A 23,199-nucleotide genomic window follows, 5' to 3' on the forward strand; every position below is an offset into this window, starting at 1 on the left:
TACAAAAAGGTTGGAAATGAGCTCGGGGGCGATCATTGTTCGGCATCCTTCACGACAGTGCGACGACGGGCCTGGCCCAGGGCACTCTGACGTGCGCTGCCGGCTTCGCGCAGTGCGGCCTGGGCCTGTTCACGACGGGTCTGTTGCAGCTGATTGAGTGGCTCCAGCAACTGGGCGACATGGGTGTCGGCGCTCAGGCTGAGTTGCTCCAGCAGGCAAACGAACAGGCAGTCGAACAGTTCGATGTAGTCGCGGGTATAACGGCCGGTGTCGTAGTCGTACACCACCAGCAGTCCCGCACCGTCATCGACGACGTTGATCAGCAGGTCCACGTCCGAGGCCTGCGGCTCCAGTTCCCGTTCGCTGATCGCCAGCCCCGGCAAATGCAGGTCCTGCTGACGGGTGTTCTGCACCACCAGTTTGACCTGGAAGAACGGCGTGTACCGCGCGTCCCGCTGTGGCAGCAGGTCAGCCACCAGCGCATCGAACGGCAAGTCCTGATGGGCAAACGCATCCAGCGCCACGCGTCGGGCATCGCCCAGCAGTTGTCCAAATGTCTGCTGTGGGGTGACGCGGCAACGCAGCACCAACTGATTGACGAAGAATCCGACCATATCTTCGGTCTGTTGCTGATGGCGGTTGGCGATATCGGTACCGACCAACAGGTCTTCACGTCCGGTCTGCTGATGCAGCACGACGTTCAGCGCGCTGTGCAGCACCATGAACGGCGAGGCCTCGCGAGCTGTCGCCAAGTCGCTGATAGCCCGGGCCAACGACGCCGGCAGGCGGCTGCGATGGCGGGCGCACCCGCCGTGATCGCGGGTCTGGGCGCCTGGCAACAGCAACGGTGCCGGACTGGCTTGCAGCTGTTGGCGCCAATAGGCCAGTTGTTGCTGCCAGACCGGGCCCGGCAGATGCTTGCGCTGCCACACGGCGAAGTCGGCGTACTGCAGGGGCGCGGGGGCGATGCGGGTCGCGGGGTTGCCAAAACCGGCGTAATCGCTGGCCAGTTGATCGACCAGTTGGGCGATGGACCAGGCATCCACGGCAATGTGGTGCAAGGCGATGGCCAGCACATGGGTCTGTGGGTCTAGCTGCAATAGCCGTGCGCGAATCAGTGGCGCTTGGGTCAGGTCGAACGGCTGGCCGAAGACCTCGGACAATTGCGCCTGAATGGCCGACTCCTGTTCCTGCGCCGGAACCTGTTGCAGATCGGTGATTGGCAGCGCGAAGGCCTGCGCCGCTTCGATCCGCTGCCAAGGCTCGCCATGGTCGCTGTGTACGGTGCTGCGCAGCACTTCATGACGGGCAACTAACTGCTCGAAAGCCAGGCGCAGGGCTTCGACGTCCAGCGCTCCGGTCAACGTCAGGGCGAACGGAATGTTGAAGCCGCTGGAGCCAGGATTCAGTTGTTCGAGGAACCACAAACGCTGTTGGGCAAACGACAGCGGCAGGGCTTGCGAGCGATCTGCCGGAGTGATGGCCGGCAGGGCCAGAGGTGCTGTTTGCAGGCGGGCGCTGTCGATGGCGCGGGCCAGGTTCGCCAATACCGGATGATCGAAGACTGCACGCAGCGGCAGGTCCACCGCGAGCTGGCCGCGAATCCGCGAAACCACCAAGGTCGCCAGCAACGAATGTCCGCCAAGGGCAAAGAAATTGTCGTCAGCCCCGATCGCTGGCACGCATAGAATCTGCGCCCAGATGGCGCCCAGTTGCCGCTCGGTGTCGCTGCTCAACGGTCGTTGTTCGATCAGGTCGTTGTCCAGCGTTCGCGACGTCAAGCCTTTGCGGTCGACTTTGCCGTTGGCATTCAACGGCAATGCCTCCAGCTGTTGCCAATGGGCCGGCACCATGTACGACGGCAGGCGTTGGGCCAACCATTCGCGCAGTACCGCCACCGGCGTGTCGTCGCCCGTCCAGTACGCGACCAGTTGCAGATCGCCGCGCTGGTCGGCGTTGACGATCACGGCCACGGCTTGCACGGCGGGATGACGACCCAGGTGATCTTCGATTTCCCCCAGTTCGATACGGTGGCCACGGATCTTCACCTGCTGATCGCGGCGACCGAGGAACTCGATCACTCCATCTGCACGCCAGCGGCCCAGGTCACCCGTGCGGTAGAAACGGGCCTCGGGTTCGAACGGGTGCGCGACGAACGCGGCCCGGGTTTTCTCCGGATCGTTGAGGTAGCCGCGACCGACCCCCACGCCACCCACGCAGATTTCCCCCGGCACACCCACCGGCACCGGCCGCAGTTGCGCGTCAACCAGGTACAGATGGTTGTTGGCGGTCGGCCGGCCGATCGGCATGGCATTGCCGCCTTCCTCCGACACACGGGTCAGCGGGTGGAACGCCACATCGTCCGAGCATTCCGCCGGACCATAGGCGTTCATCAACGGTACATGGGCAAAGCGGCCCAGCCAGGCTTGGGCCAGGGCCGGAGGCAGGGCTTCGCCGGTGGGCAGCAACCAGCGCAGTGCCGACAGTCGGGTGTCGGCGCCCGCGAGGTCGAGCAGGGCGCGGATCATCGTCGGCACGGCTTCAAGCACCGACAGTTGTTGGGTTTCCAAGGCCCCCAGCAGGCGCTCGGGATCATGGGCAATCTCGTCCGGCAGGATGTGCACGGTGGCGCCGAGAACCGGTGCGGCGAGGAACTGCCAGACCGAAATGTCGAACGCCGGGGAGGCGGTCTGGGCAATTCGGTCGGCGCTCGACAGGCCCAGCGTCGGCACCTTGCCGAAGATGTTGTTGAGCATGCCGCGCTGTTCGATCATTGCGCCTTTGGGTGTGCCGGTGGAACCCGAGGTGAAGATCACATAGGCCAGGTCGTCAGGGCTGCCCGCCACTGGCAATGGCGTCGCATCGCCGCTCAGCCAGAGCGCTTCGGTGCGCAGGCGTCGTGGTGTCGCGGTACACGCGGCCAGTGCCGGGTCGATGACCGAATCGGCGCTGTCGCTGGTCAACAGGAGCGTCGCCTCGGACAGTTCGAGAATTTCACTCAGGCGTTGTGGCGGATGCTTGATGTCCAGCGGCAAGTAGGCGGCACCGGCCTTGAGCACGGCGATCATCATGCTCAGCAGCGCCAGGCCACGTTCGCTGGCCAGGGCCACCAGGGTGTCACGACCGGCACCGGTTTCCACCAGTGCACGGGCCAGGCGGTTGGAACGCTGATCCAGCTCGGCGTAGCTCAGGCTGTCGGCGCCACACACCGCAGCGATGCGCTGTGGATGCGCTGCCACCTGACGGGCGAACAGCTGGGCGTAGGTTTGATCCAGTGGGAAGTCCAGCTCGCTGCGGTTCCAGTCCACCAGCAGGGTCTGGCGTTCCTCCGGCGTGAGCAACGACAGCGCGGCCAGCGGTGCATCCGGTCGGGCAACCATTTGAGTCAACAGCTGGCGCAAGTGGCCGAGCATGCGCTGCACCGTCACCGTGTCGAAACGTGCGGCGTCGTAGGTCAGCCGAATGCCCAGGCGATCGCCAGGATAAAGCACCACCGTCATCGGATAGTTGGTGTGTACCCGGTCTTCATAGATGTCGATGTTGAAGTCGATTTGACGATCCGACAGGCCCGCGTCGAACGGCGCGTTTTCGAACACCACCAGGCTGTCGAACAGCGAACGACCATGCTCGATTTCACTCCAGCGCTGGATATCCAGCAGCGGTGCGTGTTCGTAGGCACGCAACTCGACGTTGTGTGCGAACAGCGCTTGCAGCCACGGCACCACGATTTGTTCATCGTCAACCTTGACCCGCAACGGCAGGCTGTTGATGAACAGGCCGACGATGTCTTCCACGCCGGGCAGGTCGGTTGGACGGCCTGACACCGTGACGCCGAACAGCACGTCGTCGCTGCCACTGTAGCGCGACAAGAGCAGGGCCCACGCACCTTGAATCCAGGTGTTGGGCGTGAGTTGGTGCTGTTGGCACAACGCGGTCAATGCTCGGGTGTCGGCAATCGACAGGGTGACGTCGAGGTTGGCCACGGTCTCGACCGCTTGCTCGGCCTCGGCCGGGCGATCCACCACCAGCGGTGTCGGCGCGCTGAAGCCGGCCAGTTCGCGGGTCCAGAATTGCTCGGTGATGGACGTGTCCTGGCATTGCAGCCAATGAACGTAGTTACTGAACGACGGCAGCAACGGACGCGCCACCGGCTGGCCGAGCACGCGCGCCTGGTAGTGGGCGAAGAGGTCGGCCATCAACAGGCCGAAGCACCAGGCGTCGGTCAGGATGTGGTGGAAGCTGCGTACGATCAGGAATTCCCGGTCGGCCACCTGGAACACCCGCAGGAAGGTCAAGGGTGGCCGGCGCATGTCGAAACCCTGACGGCATTCAGCGTCCAGCACAGCGTCGAGTTGACGCTGGCGGCTCGCCTCGTCGAGGTGCCGCCAGTCGTACCAGGCGAAGGCCGGATCGGTGTCGTGGTAGACGCATTGCAGCGCCGCCTTGCCGTCCTGCCACCAGAAACCGGTACGCAGCATTGGATGCCTGGCCAACTGTTGTGCCCAGGCATATTCGATGGCACTGCGGTCCAGTTCGCCGTCCCAGCGATAACGTTGCTGCATCAGGTAGATGCCGCTGTTGGGGCGCAGCAGGGTGTGCAGCAACATGCCTTCCTGCATCGGCGACAGGGGTAGCAAGTCGTCGACGCCGGCCCAGTCGAAGTTTGCGCCCAAGGCAGTGAGGTCGTGCCCGGCGGCGCGGCACAACGGGAACGCATGGGCGCCGGGGATGGCGTGCTCGGCTTCGGCGGCCAACAGGGCCAGACGTTGTTCCAGCACCTGGGCCCACTGTTCGGCGCCTGGGCCACGGCAATCGATTTTCAGCTGACCGCGTTGCAAGCTGACGGATAAGGTCAGTCCGGATGCATCGATCGGCGTGCTGCTGGCAACGACGTCGCCCAGCGGCCCTTCATGAGTTTGCCATTCGCCGGCCATGGCGATATGCACGGTCGGCCGGGGCAGGCTCAGCAGCGGGTCGCGCAAGTAGTCGTTGTCCGCCAGATAACGCAACACGCCATAGTCGTCACCGGTGTTCGGGGCAGCGGCCAATTGCGCGTCAACCTGCGCCAGCATCTGTGCGGCGCTGGCAGTCGGTGCCAGGGTCACACGCAGGGGAACGGCATGGCTCAGCGCGCCGATGACGGTGGCCGGGTCGAAGTCGGTTCGGCTCAAAGCGCTGGTGAGCGGTAGGCGATCGCGCTCGCAGCGACCACGATCCAGGCTGAGCCAGACGTCTTGATTGGCGCTTTGCTGTGCCAGTTCCGCTGCGACGGCGGTGGCCACCAGCGAGGCCCAAGGCGCGTGGCTACGGCGTTTGAGCAGGTTCAGACGTGCGCTGAGGGACGGCGAAATCTGCACGCGGCTTTCGCTGGCCGGACCTTCATGTTGCGGGGTGGGCGGCAGGGTTTCGCCGGCGTATTGCAGCCAGTATTCCCACGCGGGTTCCAGTCCGTCCTCGTCCTTGGCGCGGGTATTCTGATGTTCAGCCCATTCATCCAGATTGCCGCCGTGATGCGGCAACTCGATCGCACGACCGTGCTGTGCTTGAGCCACCGCCAGCGCCAGGTCGGTCATCAGTAACGCCCATGAACTGGCGTCCAGGCGCAAGGCATGCGCCACCAACAACACAGCGTCGCCCTGCTCGCCAAGGCAGGCATGCCAGCCTTCGCCTGCGGGGTGGTCCAGCCTGGCCAGGGTGGTTTCAGCCAGCTCGGCCAGTGCATTGACGTCGTCAGTGTCCAGCGGTTGGCGACTGACGCTGGCCGGTTTAGGCGCGGCCGGCAGGGTTTGCACCCAGGTGCCGTCAGCCTGTGGGGCCAGACCCAATTGCAGCGCCCGGTGCCGCTGTTGCAGGGCCAACACGGCGCGGCTCAATACCTCGACGCTGATCGGCCCATGCAGCGCCACGCAACGCCAGTCTGCCGTCAACGGGCCGGCTTCGAGGCGGGCATGCTGGCCCGCAGTCAGCGGTACATTGTGCGCCTCGCTGCCGGCATCGCGGCTGTAGTTCGCGCCTTGGCTGATCACCGCGGAGATCTCGGCAATGGTACGGTTGTCGAACAACTGCTTGGGCGTCAGCTTCATGCCGCGTTGATGGGCTCGGGCGATGATCTGCAAGTTGAGAATCGAATCACCGCCCAGGGCAAAGAAATTGTCGCGAATGCCGACGCGTTCCACCCGCAGCACATCCTGCCAAATCTCGACAAAGGCGCTTTCCACCGCATCCCGCGGGGCTTCGTAGGTGTCCTGGCTGGCTGGTGCATCGGGCAAAGGCAGGCGGGCGATGTCCGGTTTGCCGTTGGCGTTCAGCGGGATTTCATCCAGCGCGATGAAATCTGCCGGCACCATATAGTCCGGCACGCGCAGGGCCAGGTCGTGGCGCAACTTGTCGGTGGACAGCGAGGTGCTGGCGACTAACCAGGCGATCAGGCGTGGCGTCTCGTTGGCCGGTTGCACCACGCGCACCAGCACTTGCTGGATGTTGCTGGACAGGTGTTTGATCTGCGCTTCGATTTCACCCAACTCCATGCGATAGCCGCGCAGTTTGACTTGGTTGTCGAGGCGCCCGAGGAACGCCAATTCGCCGGATTCCAGCCAGCGCACACGGTCGCCGGTGCGGTAGGCCCGGGACAGGTCGGCGACGGCGGTGAAACGCGCAGCGGTTTGTGCCGGATCGCCAAGGTAATCGATGGCCAGGCCTTCACCGCCCACCCACAACTCGCCCGGCACACCGACGGGCACGGCGTGGCCCTGGTTGTCGAGTACCCGCAGTTGCCGATTCGGTTGCGGGTGGCCCAGCGGTTGCACACCGGCCAGTGGTTGATCGATGCGCGACAGGCAAATGCCCACGGCGCTTTCGGTCGGACCGTAGTGGTTATAGACAGCGAGCTGCGGACACAGCGCGCGGACAGTCTCCAGCAAGGTGCCTTGCAGCGCTTCGCCGCCTAGCAACAAGGCACGGCGCGGGAGCAGATTGGCGTCGGGGTGAGCGGCGAGTAAACCGTGCAAGTGGTTGGGGGTGAGCTTGATCAGGTCCGGGCTGAATTCGGCAAAACACTGGGCCAGGGCGTTCGGATCAGCGCGCGTGTCGTCGTCCACCAGCAGCAGGCTGCCACCGCTGACCAGCGCGCCGAACAGCTGGGTGTAGCCGAGGTCTGCCGCCAGGGTCGAGAGCAGCGCATGGCGCCAGGGTTGTTCGGCCTCGGCGCAACCCAGCTCGGTCAGAATGCCGGTGATATAGGCGACGATCGCCCGATGAGACAGGCGCACACCTTTCGGCGTACCGGTGGAGCCGGAGGTGTAGATCACATAGGCGCAGGCCAGTTGATCCAGCGCAGGCAGGTCGATGTCGGTGGCGCGGGCCGAGGCCTCGATCACTTGCGCGGAGGCGCTTTCGAAGGTCGGTGTGCCAATGATGAAATCGACGTCGGCACTGGCGATCAGCGCACTCAGGCGCGAGGCGGGTTGACTCAGGTCGAGCGGCAGGAAGCAGCCACCGGCCTGCATCACCGCCAACAGCGAGATGACCGCGTCGTTGCTGCGGGGCAAGGCCAGCGCGACTCGATCACCCTGTTGCAGGCCACGCTGGCGCAAAGCCTTGGCCAGTCCGGTCGATGCTTCAAGCAGTTCGCCGTAGCTCAAGACACCGTTGGCGTCGCGCACAGCTTCTCGCGCGGGATGGCGGCGCGCCTGGGCGGCGATCAGTTCGTGCAGCGGCGCTACAGGCAACGGGAGGGGCGCACCGTTGCCCCAGTGGCCGGTCAGTTCCAGTTCCTGCGCCGGGCACAGCGGCACGTCGGCCAGTAGTCGATTGGCGTCACGGCTCAGCTCCTCGACCAGCGCGGCCAATTGCTGCAGCAAGCGCGCGCCTGCCGCATCGGACAAGCGTTTGCGTTGATGCACCAGATGCAGTTGCAAGCAGTCGCTTTCCATCGACGCGATCAGCGACATGGGGTAGTTGTTGCGCCCGCCGGTGTGGCGCAATGGCGCGGCGTGTTCGGCGTCCGGTAGTCCGAACAGGCCGTCGTCGATCTGATCCAGTTCCTGGGGAAACGGGAAGTTTTCGAATACCAGGATCGCTTCGAACAACTCGCCACCGGGCGGCAGGGCCGTCAGTGCCCGCAGACTGGCCAGCGGCGTGTGCTCGTGCTCGCGCATCTCGGCATTCCAGTCCTGGATGCCCGCCAGCCATTGGCCAACGGTCGGTGCATCGTCCCAACGAACGCGCAACGGCAAGGTGTTGATGAACAGACCGACCATGCGCTCGACGCCGCTCAGACGCTGGGGGCGTCCGGCCACGGTGACGCCGATCAGGCTTTCGTCGGTGCCATTGTGGCGGCCCAGCAGGTAAGCGTAAGCCGCTTGCAGCAAGGTGTTGACGGTCAGGTTGTGGTTCCGGGCGAAGCCGGCCAGGCGAGCGGTCGTTGCGGCGTCCAGCCTCAGCGAATGCTCGGTGCAAGGCAGGTGCGCGTCTACCGGATCGGCGAGCAGGCCACGGGGGTCCGACTCGGGCACGCGCGTGGTGTTGGCGAAGTCCGCAAGGCGGCTGCGCCAGAACTCATCGGCCGCTGGGCGCTCGCTGAGGTAGGCCACGTAATCCTGGAACGGTCGCACCGCTTCCAGCGCCGCGTGTTGACCGCGCCGTGCCGCGCGATACAGATCACGCCAGTCCGCCAGCAGTGAGCCGACACTCCAACCGTCGAGCAATAAGTGGTGGTGTGTCCAGACCAGCGACCATTGTGCCTGTCCGTTCACATCGTCCAGTCGCGCCAGGGTCAGGCGCATCAACGGGGCGCTGCCCAGTTCGAAGGCCTGAGCGCGGTCTTCGGCCGCGAGGGCTGCGACGCCTTGCGCGTTACCGCGTAAATCGACTTCACGAAGGGGCAAGTCGACTTCCTTGAGAATGACCTGATAGGCGTCGTCCAGCTCTTCCCAGAGAAACGCCGTGCGCAACACCGCGTGGCGTTGCATCAGGGCCAGCCAGGCCTGGCGGAACGCATCGAGGTCGAGTTCACCGGCCAGGCCGATGCTCATCTGCTGGTAATAAACCCGGGACTCGGGCGCATAGGCCTCGTGGTACAGCAGGCCTTTTTGCAGCGGGGTCAGCGAATAGATGTTTTCGATTTGATCATGCATGGCGGCAGTGTTCGATCCAGAAAAACGGGGAGACACGTGCGCCGCTAACGGCGCACTTCGAAGTCAAATACAGGTCGTGCCGGGGCTCACTTCTTCGGCCCCAGGCGTTTGAGCAAGGTGTCGAGGGTCGCCTGGTTCATGCCTTTTGCCAGTGGGAAGTCCGCCGGCATCAGCGAACCGGCCTGCGGGTCGAGGCAGTGTTCGACCAGCGCCTGCAAACGTTCCAGCAGGCGAGCAGGCAAACGGCTGTCGGCTTGCGGCGTGATGCTGTGCCATTCGACACGCAACACGCCGTCCTCCAGCCAGGCCACCACTTCCCGGGCATGGGTCACTCGGTTCACCGGGGCCACGTCCGCTGGCGGGACCAGGCTGCTGGCGCGCAACCAGCCCGCTGGCGTTTGCTCATGCCCCAGGTAGTTGAACAGCACATCGCCGTGGCTGGCCGGCAACTCGCCGCGCTGGCGCAGCAAGCCGTAGCCCAGGCCCTGGCCAGGTACGTCACGCAAGGCTTGCTTGGCGTTGCGCACCTGGTCGCCGGCGGCGCCGCTGGCACTCACGCGCAGTGGGTAAAGAGTGGTGAACCAGCCGACGGTGCGGCCGACGTCCAGCCCGGCAAACGGTGCGTCACGCCCGTGGCGTTCCAGGTCCACGACTATGTCACTGCGCTGTTCAACCTCAGCCAGGGTCGCGGCGAGGGCGGCGATTAGCAGTTCTTCCGGTTGCGTGCGGTAAGCGGCGTGGGACTCGGTCAACCATTGGTGCGTGCGGCGGGCATCCCAGCGCGCCGACAGGGTCTGGCGTTCGGCAACCGTGGCCATGGGCGGCCGGTTCGCAGAGCTCTGGGCACTCCAGTAGCGCTGCTCGGCGGCAGCTTTCGCGGCATGGGCTTGCAGGTGCTCGGCCCATTGACGATACGAGGTGGTTTTCGCCGGCAACGTTGGCTGCTCGCCACGCTCCAGGGCGGGGTACAACTGTTGGAAGTCTTCCAGCAGCGGCGTCCACGACACCGCATCGACCACCAGGTGATGGGCCACCAGGTACAGGCGTTGCGGCGTGCCGTCCAACAGGGCCGCGGCGAACAGCGGGCCGTGTTGCAGGTCCAGGCTTTGCGCGACTTCCAGCAGTTGTTCCGGGTGCTCGCAGCAGGTCAGTTGGGCCGGTGCCACTGGCGCGATGTGCGCCTGCCATTGGCCGTCGACGTCGGTGAAACGCAGGCGCAGGGCGTCGTGGTGGGCCACCAGCCGGTCCAACGTGGCTTGGACGATGGCCGGTTCCAGGCGACGGTCGCTGTCGGCCAGCACCGATTGGTTCCAATGCGCGGCTTGGACCTGCTGCTGGTCGAAGAACCACTGGTGCAACGGCATCAGCGGCATCGGCCCGGTCACGTCGCCTTGGTCGGCCTGGGTCAGCAGGGCCGTGGTCACATGGGCCAGGGCCGCCGGGGTCGGCGAGCGGAACAGGTCCCGTGGCGTGAGCGAATAACCCTGTTCACGCAAGCGTGAGATCAGTTTCAGGCCGAGGATCGAGTCACCGCCCAGGGCGAAGAAACTGTCCGAGGTGCCGACTTCACGGCCGCCGGTCAAGCTTTCCCCGAGCATTTCGCCGAACAGCTGGCAGAGCAGGCGTTCCAGGTCGTTGCGCGGTGCCGCGTAGTCTTTCTGGGTATCTGGCAAAGGCAGTGCGGCCAGAGCCTTGCGGTCGATCTTGCCATTGGTGCTCAGGGGCAGGGCCGGGATCTGCACCCATACCGCCGGCACCATGTAGGCCGGCAGCTCGGCCGCCAGTTGGGTGTCGAGGTCCGATTGCGCGGTGCTACTGCTATAGAACGCCACCAGGCGGTTGTCGATGACCAGGGTGCAGGCGCCAGTGATGACCGGCAAGCTCAGCAGTGCCGAGTCGATTTCCCCCAGCTCGATGCGCTGGCCGCGCAGCTTCACCTGATGGTCGAGACGCCCCAGGTACTCGATGTTGCCATCGGCCAGGAAGCGGCAGCGGTCGCCGGTGCGGTACAGGCGATCACCGGCCGCGAACGGGCTGGCGAGGAAGCGTTCTTCGGTCAGGTCCGGGCGTTTCAGATAACCGCGGGCCACGCCGACGCCGCCGATGTACAGCTCGCCGATGCTGCCAATCGGCAACGGCTGCATGGCTTCATCGAGGATGTACAAGCGCAGGTTGGCGATGGGCTTGCCGATCGGCACGATGGCGTCGTCCGCCGAGCAGCGCCAGACCGAGACGTCGATGGCCGCTTCGGTCGGGCCGTACAGGTTGACCAGCGCCGCCGGGTGTTGGCCCATGAAACGCCGCACCAGGTCCACCGGCAAGGCTTCGCCACTGGCGAAGACCTGGCGCAGGCTGTGGCAGTCGGTCAGGCTCGGTTCCTCGACAAAGGCACGGAGCATGGAAGGGACGAAGTGCAGCGTCGTGACCCGTTCCTGCTGGATCAACTGGCTGAGATAGGCCGGGTCGCGATGACCGTCCGGACGGGCGACCACCAGGGTCGCGCCGGTGATCAGCGGCCAGAAGAACTCCCACACCGAGACGTCGAAGCTGTATGGGGTTTTCTGCAAGACGCGGTCGTTCGGGCCAATCGGGAAAGCGTCCTGCATCCAGTGCAGGCGGTTCATCAAGGCGCCGTGTTCGTTCATCACGCCTTTGGGTTGGCCGGTGGAACCGGAGGTGTAAAGCACGTAGGCGAGGTCGTGGGCCTCGACGCTGATCGGCTCGCCAACTTCAGCGTTTGGCAACGCGTCCAGCGTCCAGGCGTCATGCCCGGCTGGCAGTCGCGACAGCCACTGGGTTTGGGTCAAGGTGACCTTGGCATCGGCGTCTTCGATCAGGAAGGCCAGGCGTGCGGCCGGCAATTCCGGATCCAGCGGCAGCCACGCGGCACCGGCATGGACGATGCCAAGCAAGGCCACGACCATGTCCACCGAGCGTTCCATGCACACCGGCACGATGCTGTCGCTGCCCACGCCGGCGGCGCGCAGGGCCCGGGCGACAGTTTGTGCCCGCTGATCCAGCTCGGCATAGCTCAGCCGCTGGCCTTCGAACACCAATGCCGGAGCGTTGGGGCTCAGGGTCGCTTGTTGGCTGAGGGCGGTGTGCAGGTTGGTCGGGCCGCTGTAGTGACGTTCAGTGGCGTTCCAGCGGTCGAGTTGCTGCTGATCCTGCTGTTGCGGGAACAGTTCGATCAAGGTGCGCCCAGGGCTGGTCACCAGGGCGTCGAGCAATGCGCACCACTGCGCGCTCCAGCGTTGCATGGTCGTTTCGTCGAACAAGGCCGATTGGTATTCCAGCGCCAGCGTCATGTCGCTGCCGTCGTCCTGGACTTCCCAGCTCTGTTCGAATTTGGCGTCGATCACCGGCAGCATCTGCTCTTCGACGTTCAGTCCCGGCCATTGGCTGCTGTCGACGCGGCCATAGTTGAGGGAGAACAGCACCTGGAACAGCGGTGTACGGTTCAAGTCGCGGTTCTGCGCGACGGCACCGACCAGGGTGGCGAACGGCAGGTCGGCGTGGGCCTGGGCGGCGCGCAGGTCGGCCTCGAGGCTGGCGAGCAGTTGCTCGGCCGGGGCCCGTTGATCGACGTCGCTGCGGATCACCAGGGTGTTGACCAGGCAGGCCAGCAACGTCTGGGTTTGTGCGTGCTCACGTTGGTCCGCCGGGGTGCCGAGGCGAATCTCCCGCTGGCCGCTGTAGCGGGCCAGCAGTGCGCTCAGGGCCGTGGCCAGCACCACATAGGGGGTGGTGCCGCGCTGACGGGCGAACTGGCGGATGGCTTCGGCGCGCGGGTGGCCGAGGCGCACGCTCAGTTGCCGGGCGCGACGGTCGGCTTCGGCGCCACGTGGATGGTCGATGGGCAGGTCGAGCTGGTAGTCGTCCTGGCCCAGGTGGTTTTTCCAGTAGTCCAGGCTGGCACTGCGCTGGGCCTGGGTGTCCGGGTGCTGCTGCCACAGGGCGAAGTCGACATAGTCGATCTCCAACGGCGTCCAGGTGGGCGACTGCCCCTTCAGGCCGGCGGCGTAGGCCTGGGTCAGCTCGTCGATGAGCAACTGCATGGCCCAACCGTCGGTGGCGCTGTGGTGCAGGCACACCAGCAACCGGTGTTCGTCGCTGCCCTGGCGTTGCAACAGGTGCGCACGCCAAGGCGCGGCGGCGGCCAGGTCGAACGGGGCCATCAGTTCGTCTTGGGCGCTGGCGCAGGTCGCGGCCCAATCCTGGGTGGCGACGCCAGTGACCGTGAGCGCCGGTCCATGATCGTCAATCAGCAATTGCGGCTCGCCGTCGACCTCGACGATCCGGCTGCGTAGCACCAGGTGACGCTGGCTGACCTGCTCGAAGGCTTCGCGCAAGACCTCGACTTGCAGCTCGCCGCGCAAGGCCAGGGCGAACGGCATGTGGTACTCGCGGGACTCCGGCACCAGGCGGCTGAGCATCCAGAACCGGCGCTGAGCCAGACCCAGGGGTAACTGCGCCGGGCGCGGTTGCGCGGTGATCGACTCACCGGGCAGGGCCGCACGCAGGTGCTCGGCCAGGGCCGCGACCGTCGGTTGGGCGAACACCAGCGGCAAGGGCAGGGAAACCCCGAGGCGCTCACGAACCTGGCTGACCAGGCGCGTGGCCAGCAAGGAGTGGCCGCCGAGTTGGAAGAAGTGGTCCTCGATGCCGACATCTGAACAACCCAGCACTTCGCCGAACAGTTCGCAGAGCACGGTTTCAGTGGCATTGCGTGGCGCGATGCGTGGCTGGTCGCTTTGGCTCTGTGGCAGCGGCGTGGCGGCCAGGGCCTTGCGGTCGAGCTTGCCGTTGCTGTTGAGCGGCAGGTGATCGAGCGGCACGAAGAGGCTGGGTTGCATGTGCGCCGGCAGGCTGTCGGTGAGGTCGGCACGCAGGGTCGCCTCATCGGCATCACCGCACCAGAAACTCACCAGGCGCTGGTCCAGCAACAAGGTGGCGGCGTCGCGAACACCGGCCTGGGCCAGCAGCACCGAGTCGATTTCCCCCAGCTCGATGCGCTGGCCGCGCAGCTTCACCTGATGGTCGAGACGCCCCAGGTACTCGATGTTGCCATCGGCCAGGAAGCGGCAACGGTCGCCGGTGCGGTACAGGCGATCACCGGCCACGAACGGGCTGGCGAGGAAACGTTCCTCGGTCAGGTCCGGGCGTTTCAAGTAACCACGGGCCAAGCCGATGCCGCCGATGTACAGCTCGCCGATGCTGCCAATCGGCAACGGTTGCATGGCTTCGTCGAGGATGTACAAGCGCAGGTTGGCGATGGGCTTGCCGATCGGCACGATGGCGTCGTCCGCCGAGCAGCGCCAGACCGAGACGTCGATGGCCGCTTCGGTCGGGCCGTACAGGTTGATCAGCGCCGCCGGGTGTTGGCCCATGAAGCGCCGGACCAGGTCCACCGGCAAGGCTTCGCCGCTGGCGAACACCTGGCGCAGGCTGTGGCAGTCGGCCAGGCTCGGTTCCTCGACAAACGCACGCAGCATCGATGGTACAAAATGCAGTGTCGTGACCCGTTCCTGCTGGATCAACTGGCTGAGGTAGGCCGGGTCGCGATGACCGTCCGGACGGGCAACCACCAGGGTTGCACCGGTGATCAGCGGCCAGAAGAACTCCCACACCGACACGTCGAAGCTGTACGGCGTCTTTTGCAGGACACGGTCGTTCGGGCCAATCGGGAAGGCGTCCTGCATCCAATGCAGACGGTTCATCAAGGCGCCGTGTTCGTTCATCACACCTTTGGGTTGGCCGGTGGAACCGGAGGTGTAGAGCACGTAGGCGAGGTCGTGCGCCTCGACGCTGATCGGCTCGCCAACTTCAGCGTTTGGCAACGCGTTCAGCGTCCAGGCGTCATGCCCGGCTGGCAGTCGCGACAGCCACTGGGCTTGGGTCAAGGTGACCCTGGCATCGGCGTCTTCGATCAGAAAGGCCAGGCGCGTGGCCGGCAGTTCCGGATCCAGCGGCAGCCACGCGGCACCGGCATGGACGATGCCGAGCAAGGCCACGACCATGTCCACCGAGCGTTCCATGCACACCGGGACGATGCTGTCGCTGCCCACGCCGGCGGCGCGCAGGGCCCGGGCGACAGTTTGTGCCCGCTGGTCCAGCTCGGCATAGCTCAGCCGCTGGCCTTCGAACACCAATGCCGGGGCGTTGGGGCTCAGGGCTGCTTGTTGGCTCAGGGCGGTGTGCAGGTTGGTCGGGCCGCCGTAGTGACGTTCGGTGGCGTTCCACTCGATCAGTTGGCGCTGACGCTCCGCTGCTGGCAACGGCGTCCAATCGCCGAGGCGGGTTTGTGGTGCGTCGAGCATGGTTTCCAGCAGTTGTTGCCACTGCTCCAGCCAACGTCGGGCGGTGGTGTCGCTGAACAGCGCGGCGCGGTATTCCAGCAACACCGACAGCACCTCGCCGTCATACACTTCCCAGTTCAGGTCGTACTTGGTGGCCTGGGCGGTCACGGCGCGTTCCCTGACCTGCAACTGCGGCCATGGCTGGCTCGACGAGTCGGCGTTTTGCATGGCGAACAGCACTTGGAACAACGGCGTCTGGCCGAGGCTGCGCGACGGCTTCAGGTGCTCGACGACCTGGTCGAACGGCACGTCCTGATGCTGCTGGGCATCCAGCACACGGTTGCGCACTTGGTCGAGCAGGCCTTCGAAGTCCAGCGCCGGATCCAGGTCGGCACGCATGACCACGGTGTTGACGAAGCAGCCGATCAGCGGTTGCAGCTCGGCGAATGGACGCTGGGCCACCGGGCTGCCGACCCGCACGTCGCGTTGGTTGGCGTAGCGACCCAGGAGCAATTGCGCGGCAGCGAGCATGAGCATGTACAGCGTGGCCCCGCGTTGCTGGGCGAACTGCCGCAGGCGTTCCACCAGGGCGGGCGGCAACTGCAATTGCACCGCGTCGGCCGTCGGGTCGAGCTGGTTCGGGCGGCCCTGTTCGGTCGGCAGGTCCAGCAGGTAGTCGCCGTCCTCCAGTTGGTTGCGCCAGTAGTCCAGTTGGCTGCTGAACGCGGTCTGTTGGCCGGGCTCGCGCTGCCAGAGGGCGTAATCGGGGTATTGCAGCGCCAGTGCCGGCAGTGTCGCCGGGGTGCCTTGGCACTGGGCGGTGTAGAACTGTCGCAGTTCCTCCAGCAGGTTCTGGCTGGAGGCGTCATCGATGGCGCAGTGGTGCACGCTGAGCAAGAGCAACGACTGGTTGCCGCCGCTGCGTTGCAGCAATTTGGCCCGGACGGGTATTTCGGCGGCGAGGTCGAAACGGCGGCCGGTTTCTGCGTGAATTACCGCGTCGGTCAGTGCCTGCCATTGCTCGTCACTGGCGGCCTGCACGGGCTTCACCTGCACGGTGATGTCGACCTGCGCGTCGATAACCAACTGCAATTCGCCGTCGCCATCGCGCACGATGCGGCTGCGCAGGATCTCGTGGCGTTGGACCACGCTGTTCAGGGCCGTTTGCAGGGCCTGGGCATTGAGTGCGCCGTCCAGCTGCACGGCGCTGACTACGTTGTACTCGCCACCGCCGGCGCTCAGTTGTTCGAGGAACCACAAGCGTTGCTGTTCGAACGACAGCGGCAGGCGCGCCGGACGAACCGCTGGGACGAAGGTCGCCGTCGGGGCTTGCAGGGGATCGCCCAGCAGCGCGGCCAAGGCCTCGAGGGTCGGGTGTTCGAACACCGCCCGCAACGGCGGCACGCTGGCGAACTGTTGGCGCAAGCGGGCGAACAGCGCCGCCGCCAGCAGCGAGTGACCGCCAAGGTAGAAGAAATGGCTGTCACGGCCGACCTGCGTCGTCGGCACGTTCAGCAACTCGGCCCACAGGGCCGCCAGTTTTTGTTCGGCGGCGCTGCACGGCGGGTCGAGGGCGTCTGGCGCGGCTTGGATATCCGGTGCCGGCAAGGCCTTGCGGTTGAGTTTGCCGTTGTCGGTCAATGGCAGTTCATCGAGCACCACAAACGCTGAGGGCACCATGTAGTCGGGCAGGGCGGCGCCAATGGTTTTGCGCCAGGCGTGGATGTCTGCCTGCTGGTCGCAGGTCACGTAGGCCACCAGGCGCTTGTCGCCGGGCACGTCTTCACGGGCCAACACCACGGCCTGGCGCACGCCCGGCTGGGCACCGATCAGGGTTTCGATTTCCCCCAGTTCGACGCGGAAGCCACGGATCTTCACTTGATGATCCATGCGTCCCAGGTATTCGAGCTGGCCGTCGGGCAACCAGCGCACCAGGTCGCCGGACTTGTACATCCGCGCGCCTGGCTGCGACGAGAACGGGTCTTCGATGAACACCTTCGCCGTCTGCTCGGCGCGGTTGAGGTAGCCCAGGGTCACGCCGGCACCGCCGATGTGCAGTTCCCCCGGGACGCCCACCGGCATCGGGTTGAGGAAGGCATCGAGCACATAAGTGCGCACGTTGGCGATGGGCCGGCCAATGATCGGCCGCTGCGGGAAGTCATCCACCGCGCAGCCGGTGGCGTCCACGGTGCATTCGGTCGGGCCGTAGGTGTTGAAGAAGCGGCTGCCGGCAATCGACGGCAGGCGTTGCCACAGCTGTGCGTCCACCGCATCGCCACCAAACAGCACGAAGCGCGGCAGGTACACCTCGCCCCGGCGAACGCCGTCGCTTTCGAGCAGGGCCTTGAGCTGCGCCGGGGTGCACTCGAAGGCGTCCAGGCGGGTGTCGCGGAAGAAGCCGGCGAGGGCCTCGGGGTCGTAGCGCACGTCTTCCGGGGTCAGGTACAGACTGTGGCCGTCGAGCAACAGGATCAGCTCCGCCACCGAACTGTCGAAGGCGAACGAGTAGTTGAAGCTGGTGCGCATCGGCTGGTCGGTGTAGCGACGATACAAACCGTGGATGCGCGCCCAGGCCAGGTTGACCACCGAACCATTGGTCACCAGAGTGCCCTTGGGCTTACCGGTCGAACCGGAGGTGTACATGATGTACGCCAGGTCTTGCGGCCCGGCCAGTGGGGCCGGGTTGCTGTCCGGCTGGTTGGCGAACAGCGCTACGTCGCTGTCCAGGCGCAGGCGTGGCAGTCCGGCCCCCAGCTGTTCCAGCAGGCCCTGCTGGCCGAGGAACAGTGCCGGTCGGGCGTCTTCGAGCATGTACGCCAGGCGATCCGCTGGGTAGGTCGGGTCCAGCGGCACATAGGCGCCACCGGACTTGAGAATGCCCAGCAGGCCGACCAGCAGCTCCAGCGAACGCTCGACACACAGCGCCACCGGGCTGTTCGCGCCGACGCCACGGCTGCGCAGGTAATGCGCCACTTGGTTGGCGCGACGGTTCAGTTCGCCGTAGCTCAGGCTGCGGCCTTCGAAACACAGCGCGTCTCGCTCAGGGGTGCGCTCGGCCTGTTGTTCGAACAACTGGACGAAGGTCAGGTGCGTCGGCACCGCCATCTCGGTACGGTTCCACTCGACCACGCTGCGTTGCCACTCCGCCTCCATCAGCAGCGGCAAGGCGGCGACCGGACGCTGGGGCTCGGCGAGCATGTGTTCGAGCAGATGTTCCAGGCGTGCGAGGGTTTGGCGGGCGCTGTCGGCGACGAACAGGTCGAGGGCGAACATCAGCTCCAGCTGGATCGGCGCATTGGCCGGGCACAGCACGTGCAGGTCCAAATCGCATTCGGAGTGCCGCAGCGGCGTGTCCAGTGCTTCGAATTCCAGCCCGGGGAAGCGCAACCGCGACTCCATGGCCAGTTGCTGGGCGACCATCACCTGGTACAGCGGCGCATGGCTGAGGCTGCGTGGCAGTTGCAGGCTGTCCACCAATTGCTCGAACGGCAGGTCCTGATGTTGCAGGCCACTGCGCAGGCGCTCGGCCACTTGCTTGACCAGGGCAGTGAAGTCCGCTTGCGGCTTGAAGTCCGCGCGGATCGCCAGGTTGTTCAACAGGATGCCCAGCAGGCCTTCGGTGCCCGGCTGTTCACGGTGGGTGACCGGGGTGCCGAGCAGCACCGTGGCGTCGCCGCTCAAGCGGTGCATCAGCACGGCGAAACCGGCGAACAGGACGGTGAACGGCGTGGTGCCGAGGCGACTGGCGAAGGCTTGCACCCGGGCGCTGAGGTCGGCGCTGAGTTCACGCTGTACGATCCCGGCGCGGTAGCTTTGCACCGAGGGCCGTGGATGATCGGTGGGCAAGGCCAGCAGCGGGCTGGCGTCGCTGTCACGGCGGTCGAGGGTGGTGGTCCAGTAATCGAGTTGGCGCTTGAGTTCGGCGCCTTGCAGGTGTCCGCGCTGCCACAGGGCGAAGTCGGCGTATTGCAGCGGCAGGGCCGGCAGTTCGGCGGGGGCGCCGTTGCAACGGGCTTCATAACCCAGGGCCAGTTCGCGCAGGGCGATGGTGGCCGACCAGGCGTCAGAGACCAGGTGGTGCAGGGCAATGCCGAGCACGTGCTCGCCCGGCGCCAGGCGCAGCAAGCGCGCCCGCAGCAGCGGCGGGCTGGTCAGGTCGAACGGCTGCTCGAAGGTGTCTTGCAGGGCATTGAACTGCGCGCCTTCGCGGGCGGTGGCGGTCAGGCCCGACAAGTCTTCGAAGGGCAGCGCGATGGCCAGCGCCGGGCTGATGCGCTGGCACGGCACGCCGTCGGTGCTGTGGATGCCGGTGCGCAGGATTTCGTGGCGCACCAGCAGGTCGTTGAGGCTGGCATGCAGGGCCTCGATGTTGAGTTCACCCTTGAGGTGCAGGGCGAACGGAATATTGAACAGGGTGGTGCCGGGCGTCAGTTGCTCGATGAACCACAGGCGCTGTTGCGAGAACGACAGCGGCAGGAGCGTCGGGCGTGGCTGGGCCTTGAGCAGGCCGGGGGCGTTGGCTTGCGGTGCGGCGGCCTCGGCCTGGCGGGCGCCGATGGCCACGGCCAGCAAGGCCACGGTCGGCTGTTCGAACAACACCCGCAGCGGCAGGTCGAGCTTGAACTGGGTACGCAGGCGCGCCACGATCTGGGTCGCCAGCAGCGAGTGCCCGCCGAGGGTGAAGAAGTTGTCTTCCACGCCTACCGTGTCACGCCCGAGGACTTCGGCCCAGATGGACGCTACGGTGGTTTCCAGCGCGTTGCGTGGGGCGATGCTTTCCTGGGTGTCGGCCTGCCAGTCCAGCTCGCGCGCAGCGAGGGCCTTGCGGTCGACCTTGCCGTTATTGTTCAGGGGCAGTTTGTCCAGGCAGACAAAGGCCGCCGGCACCATGTATGGCGGCAGTTGCGCCCGCAAGTGTTCGCTCAGGCCGTCACTGCCCTGGGTCTCGTCATGGGCCGACCAGTACGCCACCAACCAGGCTTCGCCGACGGTGTTTTCCCGCAGCAGGACGGCGGCTTCGCGCACGTTCGGGTGCTGGGCGAGGCGGTGTTCGATTTCCGTCAGTTCGATCCGGTGCCCGCGCAGTTTCACCTGCTGGTCGCGGCGGCCGAGGTACTCGATCACGCCGTCTGTACGCCAGCGTCCCAGGTCACCGGTGCGGTACAGGCGACCCTCGAGCTGAGGGTGGTCGATAAAGGCCTCGGCGGTGCGTTGCGGGTCGTGCAGGTAGCCGCGGCCGACGCCGACGCCACCGACACAGATTTCCCCGGCCACGCCAACCGGCACCGGGCGCAGGGCTTCGTCGAGCACATACAGGCGGTTGTTGGCGGTCGGCTGGCCGATGGGCATGTGGCTGACCTCGGCCCCCGGTGCTTCGACGATCGGCTGGAAGGCTACGTCGTCGGCGCATTCGGCCGGCCCGTAGGCGTTCATCAAGGCGATGTCGGGGAAGCGCGCGAACCAGTCCCGGGCCACGGTTGGCGGCAGCGCTTCACCGGTGGGCAGGACCCAGCGCAGGTCCGGCAGCTGCAAGTCGCACGGGCACAGCGCGAGCAGGGTGCGCATCAGGCTCGGGACGATTTCCAGCACGTTCAGGCGCTCGCTGGCGAGCACTTGCAACAGGCGTTGTGGGTCGTGGGCGACGTCATCCAGAAGAATATGCACAGTGGCGCCGAGCACCGGCGCGGCGAGGAACTGCCACACCGAAATGTCGAACGCCACCGACGCGGTCTGGGGAATCCGGTCGGCGGCGCTGAGCCCCAGGGCCGGCACCTTGCCGAAGATGTTGTTGAGCATGCCGCGCTGTTCGATCATCACGCCCTTCGGCGTGCCGGTCGAACCCGAGGTGAACAGCACGTAGGCCAGGCTGTCGGGGCGGGCGAGCACCGACAATGGCGTGTCGTTGCCGCCGGTCCAGCAGGCCTCGGCGAACAGCGCCTTGGGCGCCGGCTCGAGGCCGCTGAGCAGTTGATCGAGCAGGCCGTTGCAACCTTCGCTTGCGACCAGCAACGGCGCGCGGGAAAGCCCGAGGATCTCCCGCAGGCGCTCGGGCGGGTGATTGACCTCCAGAGGCAGCATCGCCGCGCCGGCCTTGAACACCGCCAGCATCATGGTCAACAGCGCCAGGCCACGGGGGGCCACCAGCGCGACCAGTTGACCCTCACCGGCGCCGGCCTCGCGCAGGGCATGGGCCAGGCGCGTGGAACGCAGGTCCAGCTCGGCGTAGGTCAGCGATCCACCGGCGCAGATCGCGGCGACCTGATCACCGCGCTGGGCGACCTGGGCGGCGAACAACTCGGCGTAGCTTTGATCCAGCGGGAAGTCGTGAGGGTTGAGTGCCCACTCGCCCAACAGCTGTTGACGTTCGTCGGCGGCCAGCAGGTCGAAGCTGGCCAATGGCGCGTCGGGCGCGGCGAGCATGTTGCGCACCAGACTGGCGATGTGGCCCAGCAGGCGCTGCACGGTGGCGGCTTCGAAGCGTTCGCGGTCATAGGACACGCGGATGCCCAGCTGTTCGCCCGGCAGGATCACCACGGTCAAGCCGTAGTGGGTGTGCACGCTGTGGTCCATGCCTTCGAGGCTGAACTGGAAACCGCCTTCGAGGATCTGCTCGTCGATGGGCGCGTTTTCGAACACCAGGATGCTGTCGAACAGCGTCTCGCCCCGGGGGAAATCGCTCCAACCCTGGATGTCGGTCAACGGCGTGTGCTCGAAGTCGCGCATGTCGACGTTGAGCTTTTGCAGGTCGCCCAGCCAATTGCCGAGCGCGGCGTTCGGGTCCACCGAGACCCGCAGCGGCAGGGTGTTGATGAACAGGCCGATCATTTCCGCGACGCCGGTCAGGTCGGCCGGACGCCCGGCCACGGTAACGCCGAAGACCACGTCCTGCTGCCCGCTGTAGCGCGACAGCAGCAACGACCACACGCCTTGGAAAAACGTGTTCGGGGTGATCCGGCGACGGCGGCAGAACGCTGCCAGCGCCTGGGTTTCCTGTTCGTCGAGGTGAATCAGCTGGTCGTCCACCAGCACCGCATCGGTGTAGCGGTCGCGCGTCACGCCGTTGTCCACGGTCAGTGGCGTGGGCGCATTGAGGCCTTGCAACTGGCCGCGCCAGAATTGCTCGGCCTTGCCGGCGTCCTGGCGTTGCAGCCATTGGATGTAGTCGCGAAACGGCCGAGGGCTTTTCAGCTCGGGCGTGCGGTCGTTGCACAGCGCTTCGTAGACTTTGAGGAAGTCCACGGTCACCAGGGAAATACACCAGGCGTCCATCAGGATGTGGTGGAAGCTGCGAATGAATTCGTAGGACTCGTCGGCCAGGCGCACCAGCCGGAAGCGAATCAGCGGTGGCTTCGACAGGTTGAAGCCGACTTTCTGCTCGTCTTCCAACAGCGTGCGGATCCGCGCTTCCTGCTCATGGGGAGCGAGCCCGCGCAGGTCGAGGGTGTCCAGCGGCACCTTGACCTGGCGATGGATCACCTGCACCGGTTGCTTCTGGCTTTTCCACTGGAAACTGGCGCGCAGGGAAGGGTGCAGCGCCACCACCTGGCGCCACGATTCGAGGAACGCCCCTTCATCGATGGCCCCGCCGATGCGGTAGCGATCCTGCATCAGGTATACCCCGGAGTCTTCGTGCAACAGGGAGTGGAACAACATCCCTTGTTGCAGCGGCGACAGCGGGTAAATGTCTTCGATCGGGTTACCGGCGGTTTTATCGGTGGTCATTTAAAGCGTCCTGCGTAAAAAGGGGCAACGGTGATGGCGTAGCA

At 65.8% G+C, this 23,199-nt stretch carries 2 protein-coding genes; both read right to left on the reverse strand.

Annotation, left to right across the window (positions count from 1 at the left end; genetic code table 11):
- Positions 1–32: 32 nt before the first annotated feature.
- Complete coding sequence (locus HU742_RS10985; RefSeq protein ID WP_186642505.1) at positions 33–9,134, reverse strand: non-ribosomal peptide synthetase; 9,102 nt, start codon at positions 9,132–9,134, stop codon at positions 33–35.
- Between the two features lie 86 nt (positions 9,135–9,220).
- The gene (locus HU742_RS10990) at positions 9,221–23,155 is read right to left on the reverse strand and encodes a non-ribosomal peptide synthase/polyketide synthase (RefSeq protein WP_186642506.1); all 13,935 of its coding nucleotides are present in this window, start codon (positions 23,153–23,155) and stop codon (positions 9,221–9,223) included.
- Between the last annotated feature and the right edge of the window lie 44 nt (positions 23,156–23,199).

Source organism: Pseudomonas marvdashtae, assembly GCF_014268655.2.
Taxonomy (GTDB): domain Bacteria; phylum Pseudomonadota; class Gammaproteobacteria; order Pseudomonadales; family Pseudomonadaceae; genus Aquipseudomonas; species Aquipseudomonas marvdashtae.

What these genes read in the sequence shown, in the direction of transcription:
- HU742_RS10990 (WP_186642506.1), bottom strand. Translation starts at nt 23,155, where the DNA reads ATGACCACCGATAAAACCGCCGGTAACCCGATCGAAGACATTTACCCG.
- HU742_RS10985 (WP_186642505.1), bottom strand. Translation starts at nt 9,134, where the DNA reads ATGCATGATCAAATCGAAAACATCTATTCGCTGACCCCGCTGCAAAAA.